This window comes from Oleiphilus sp. HI0079, assembly GCF_001635105.1.
The window spans coordinates 1-436 of record NZ_LWFT01000286.1 but is presented as its reverse complement, the minus strand read 5'-3'; the positions used below and the strand labels follow the sequence as shown (position 1 = coordinate 436).

General features: G+C 48.3%; 1 protein-coding gene. It reads right to left on the bottom strand.

The features are described 5' to 3' along the window. Positions 1-401: alkaline phosphatase family protein (locus A3750_RS04050; protein WP_231871704.1), on the bottom strand; the 401-nt coding region annotated here is incomplete at its 3' end. Positions 402-436 lie beyond the last annotated feature (35 nt).

Genomic DNA, 436 nt, shown 5'->3' with positions numbered 1-436 from the left:
TCTTCAGACACGATCTTGCCTTCGTCTACTTGGCTCAGACATTCTTCCACTTTTGCGCGGGCGCTAGGGTTCGGGAACCAGAAACGAGCCATGGTGGAGTCATACATAGCAACATAGTCTTCGCCATAGGTGAGACCAAGACCGTTGATTTTCTTGATAAGNTCGACGCTCCCTGAGACATCGGCCATTCCATGATCGGAAATGACATACAGCGACACCTCTTTGTAGTGCTGTTTGGCTGTCTCATAGACATCCAGAACCTGATCTTCAAGCCATCGAATCTTCTCGTTAACCTTGTCATGCTTGGTGCCATAGTTATGCATTAAGGCATCGAGCTTAGGTAGGTATACATAGGCCATTTTGATCTCGCCTTTGCTTATTTCCCGTTTGTTGGCTTCCACCACCGTTTCTTCGGATTCCCGCCAGTTGGAGCAGT